Source organism: Pseudemcibacter sp., from assembly GCF_965661635.1.
Classification (GTDB): domain Bacteria; phylum Pseudomonadota; class Alphaproteobacteria; order Sphingomonadales; family Emcibacteraceae; genus Pseudemcibacter.
The window spans coordinates 1-3,975 of record NZ_CBFIEP010000188.1 but is presented as its reverse complement, the minus strand read 5'-3'; the positions used below and the strand labels follow the sequence as shown (position 1 = coordinate 3,975).

Annotated in this window: 5 protein-coding genes; all 5 read left to right on the top strand. The window is 40.8% G+C overall.

The features are described from left to right. Window positions 1-844 (top strand): cbb3-type cytochrome c oxidase subunit I (locus ACTF6W_RS12135; RefSeq protein WP_438994812.1); only part of this gene is annotated, 844 nt, incomplete at its 5' end. Between the two features lie 66 nt (window positions 845-910). Next, window positions 911-1,834 (top strand): heme o synthase, encoded by a 924-nt coding sequence (locus tag ACTF6W_RS12130; RefSeq protein ID WP_438994811.1) that lies wholly within the window; start codon window positions 911-913, stop codon window positions 1,832-1,834. A 120-nt stretch (window positions 1,835-1,954) separates the two neighbouring features. Beyond that, window positions 1,955-2,515: a cytochrome c oxidase assembly protein gene (locus ACTF6W_RS12125; protein ID WP_438994810.1), complete on the top strand. Its 561-nt coding sequence runs from the start codon at window positions 1,955-1,957 to the stop codon at window positions 2,513-2,515. A 27-nt stretch (window positions 2,516-2,542) separates the two neighbouring features. Beyond that, the gene (locus tag ACTF6W_RS12120; RefSeq protein ID WP_438994809.1) at window positions 2,543-3,340 is read left to right on the top strand and encodes a cytochrome c oxidase subunit 3; all 798 of its coding nucleotides are present in this window, start codon (window positions 2,543-2,545) and stop codon (window positions 3,338-3,340) included. A 158-nt stretch (window positions 3,341-3,498) separates the two neighbouring features. Further along, window positions 3,499-3,975, top strand: a 477-nt coding sequence (locus ACTF6W_RS12115) for an SURF1 family protein (RefSeq protein ID WP_438994808.1), incomplete at its 3' end; no start/stop codon positions are given.

The window sequence follows — 3,975 nt, the reverse complement described above, 5'->3', positions numbered from 1 at the left end:
TTTGTTCTGGTTCTTTGGTCATCCTGAAGTGTATATTCTTATTCTTCCTGGTTTTGGTCTTATTAGTCATATTGTTTCAACTTTCTCAAATAAGCCGATTTTCGGATATCTCGGAATGGCATATGCGATGGTCGCGATTGGCGTTGTAGGCTTTATCGTATGGGCTCATCACATGTTCACTGTCGGCATGGATGTTGATACGAAAGCATACTTTACGGTAGCGACAATGGTTATTGCGGTACCAACAGGGATTAAGATTTTCTCATGGTTAGGTACAATGTGGGGTGGTTCAATCCGTTTTGAAACACCAATGTTATTTGCGATTGGTATGATTTTCCTTTTCACTATTGGGGGTGTTACGGGTGTTGTACTAGCGAATGCTGGTGTTGATACATCAATGCATGATACTTACTACGTTGTAGCTCATTTCCATTATACAATGTCAATGGGTTCGCTTTTCTCAATTTATGCCGGTTGGTATTACTGGATTGGCAAAATGAGTGGTAAACCATACCCGCAGCTTATTTCCAAACTACATTTCTGGTTTACATTTGCGGGTGTTAATTTGATTTTCTTCCCGCAACATTTCTTAGGGCTTGCAGGTATGCCACGTCGTATTCCTGATTATCCAGATGCATATGCCCAGTGGAATTTCTGGTCATCTGTTGGTTACGGTGTGATGGCTGTTGGTCTTATATTCTTCTTTATTGGTGTATGGATGACTATGCGTTCTAAAGTACGTGTTGTTAACAACCAATGGGGTGAGGCGGCAACGACACTTGAGTGGACGTTATCTTCTCCACCTCCGTTTCACCAATTCAATGAATTGCCACGAATCAAATAATTCAAATGGCGGCCGGGTCTTTTTCAGGCTCGGCAGCTTTCAATTTAATCAAAGATTTAAAGTAACATGGACATTACATCAGAAAATCAGGAACTAAATGATTATTATCTGCCAACGGCAGGTGATTATTTTTGCCTGCTTAAACCTCGGGTGGTGTCATTGGTTATTTTTACGGCCTTTATAGGTTTGCTCGTTGCGCCCGGTGAAATTCATCCGATTATCGGTTTCACAGCTATACTTTGTATTGCGGTTGCTGCTGGTGCGTCTGGTTGCCTAAATATGTGGTACGAAGCGGATCTTGATGCAAAAATGAAACGTACGGCGGGACGTCCTATTCCATCGGGTAAGATTGACCCTGAATCAGCATTACATTTTGGGGTTGGCCTTTCTGTTGCCTCTGTGCTTACGATGGGTTTGCTTGTAAATGCAGTGGCTGCCGTTTTGCTGACGGTTACTATTCTTTTTTATGTTGTTGTATACACAATGTGGCTTAAAAGACGCACGGCACAAAATATTGTGATTGGTGGTGCTTCTGGCGCGTTTCCTCCAATGGTGGCTTGGGCTGCTGTTACGGGTGATGTAAGCCTCGCAAGTGTTACTTTATTTGCAATTATCTTTATGTGGACACCGCCTCATTTTTGGGCTCTTTCACTTTATGCCTGTAAAGATTATGCAAATGCGGGCATCCCAATGCTGCCTGTTGTAAGCGGTGAAAAAGCAACTAAAAATCACATTATGCTTTATACTCTTGCGATGGTGCCGGTCACATTGCTTCCTTGGTATTTTGGCTTTGCCGGTCTTATTTATGGGGCTACGGCCGCTCTTCTTGGCGGTATGTTCATTTGGCTTTCCTATGCGCTTCTCACTGATAAAAAATCCGTTGATGAAGATAGCGCGAGTGCCAAAAAAGTATTCTTCTTTTCGATTTTTTACCTCTTTGCATTATTTGCAGTATTAGGGATAGAAAATCTAATCGGGAGAGTTTTATAAATGCCATTTCATGAAGAACATAAAAAGCGAAAAGGCCGCAATTTCACACTTGCCGCGATCTTGGGTGGTCTTGTGTTTTTATTTTTCATGGTCACGCTTGTAAAGTTGGGGGTCATATAAATGGGTAATACTACTCAACCAAATAATGTACACACAAAAACGCTTTTCCTAACCTTAGGTATAGTCTTTAGCATGGCAGTTTTAGTAGCGGCATCTGTGCCGTTATATCAAATGTTCTGTCAGGTGACGGGGATTGGCGGAACGACCAATACTGCAGATTATGCGCCTGACGTTATATTAGACCGTGAGGTAACAGTTCTTTTTAATTCAGATATTAACGGTCAACTTCCTTGGAAGTTTAAACCTGTGCAAAGACGGGTAAAAGTGAAAGTTGGTGAAGAAGCGCTAATCTTTTATAAAGCAGTTAATGAAAGTGATAAACCGGTAACGGGCGTTGCTACATTTAATGTGACACCTTTTAAAACGGCTTATTACTTTAACAAGATTGAATGTTTCTGTTTTACAGAACAAACATTACAGCCTGGTGAAGAAGTGGACATGGCTGTTAGTTTTTATATTGATCCAGAATTTGACGAAGATGAAGATGTGGATGAAATTAAGGAATTAACGCTGTCTTATACTTTTTTCCCAGTAGACGATTACAATAAACAATTTGAATAATTAAACTAGAAAAGTAAGGAATCACATATGTCAGATTCACATGCTCCAAATCATAATTACCACTTGGTAGATCCAAGCCCGTGGCCAATATTCTGCTCGTTTGCAGCATTTTTATTGTTCTTTGGTGCTGTTCTTTATATGCATTTTGATAGCCCATGGTTATTTGCAGTTGGTGTTATTGCTACACTCTTCGGTGCTTATAGCTGGTGGGGTGATGTTATTAAAGAAGGCGAACACGAAGGTCATCATACACCGATCGTACAATTAGGTCTACGTTATGGCATGTTCCTATTTATTATTTCCGAAGTAATGTTCTTCGTTGCATGGTTCTGGGCTTTCTTTAATGCTAGCGTTTTCCCTGCGGAAGCCATCAATTTTGTATGGCCACCAGAAGGTGTTGAAACGCTTGACCCATGGCATTTACCGCTTGTGAATACACTCGTACTGCTACTATCGGGCTGTACTGTAACATGGGCTCACCATTCACTTGTTGAAGGTGATCGCAAGATGTTCATTCAAATGTTACTCTTTACTGTGCTTCTTGGTGCTTTCTTCACATGTATTCAGGCTTATGAATATATGCATGCGACATTCGGTTTTGCCGATGGAATTTACAGCTCGACATTTTATATGGCGACAGGTTTCCATGGTTTCCATGTATTGATCGGAACAGTCTTTTTACTTGTCTGTTTATTCCGTGGCATTAAAGGCCACTTTAAACCAGATCACCATTTCGGTTTTGAAGCGGCGGCTTGGTACTGGCATTTTGTTGACGTCGTATGGCTAGTTCTTTTCTTCTGCATTTATGTAGGAATTAAGGGCTAAGTCATTTGACTAATAATTTAAATTTAGACACCCCAGTCTCGCCAATGAAAGCGGGGCTGGGGTGTTTCTTTCCCAAATGGTTTTAGAGTAACAGAAGGCAAGTTGGATAAATAATAATGAACTCATATTCATTTAAACCTCGGCTCTGGCCAACTCTTATGACAATCCCTTTGTTGGTTTGTTTGCTTTTGCTTGGTAATTGGCAAGTTGAAAGACTTGATTGGAAATTGGACCTTATCGAAAAAATTAAACAGCGGGCAACAAGCGTGCCAGTATCATTACCTACGAATGTTGATAATTTAGATGATCTGGAATATCTGCATGTAACTGTTAACGGTATATTTGATCATGATCATGAAATGACTATGTACAGTGTGGGGCCTAATGGGGAACCGGGGTATGATCTTTATACGCCTTTAATTCTAAATAATGGTACGAGCGTTATCGTTAATCGCGGGTGGGTTCCTGAACCCATAAAAAACCAAAGTGATCGTCCTGATACTTTAGACCCTGGTAACATGACGGTGGAGGGTCTTCTTAGGAAGCCATGGAAAAAACTATGGTATGGTCCGGAAAATGATCCTGAGAACAACATGTGGTTTTATGGTGATGTTGATGGTATGGCAGAATATAAT

What these genes read in the sequence shown, in the direction of transcription:
- ACTF6W_RS12125 (WP_438994810.1), top strand. Translation starts at nt 1,955, where the DNA reads ATGGGTAATACTACTCAACCAAATAATGTACACACAAAAACGCTTTTC.
- ACTF6W_RS12130 (WP_438994811.1), top strand. Translation starts at nt 911, where the DNA reads ATGGACATTACATCAGAAAATCAGGAACTAAATGATTATTATCTGCCA.
- ACTF6W_RS12120 (WP_438994809.1), top strand. Translation starts at nt 2,543, where the DNA reads ATGTCAGATTCACATGCTCCAAATCATAATTACCACTTGGTAGATCCA.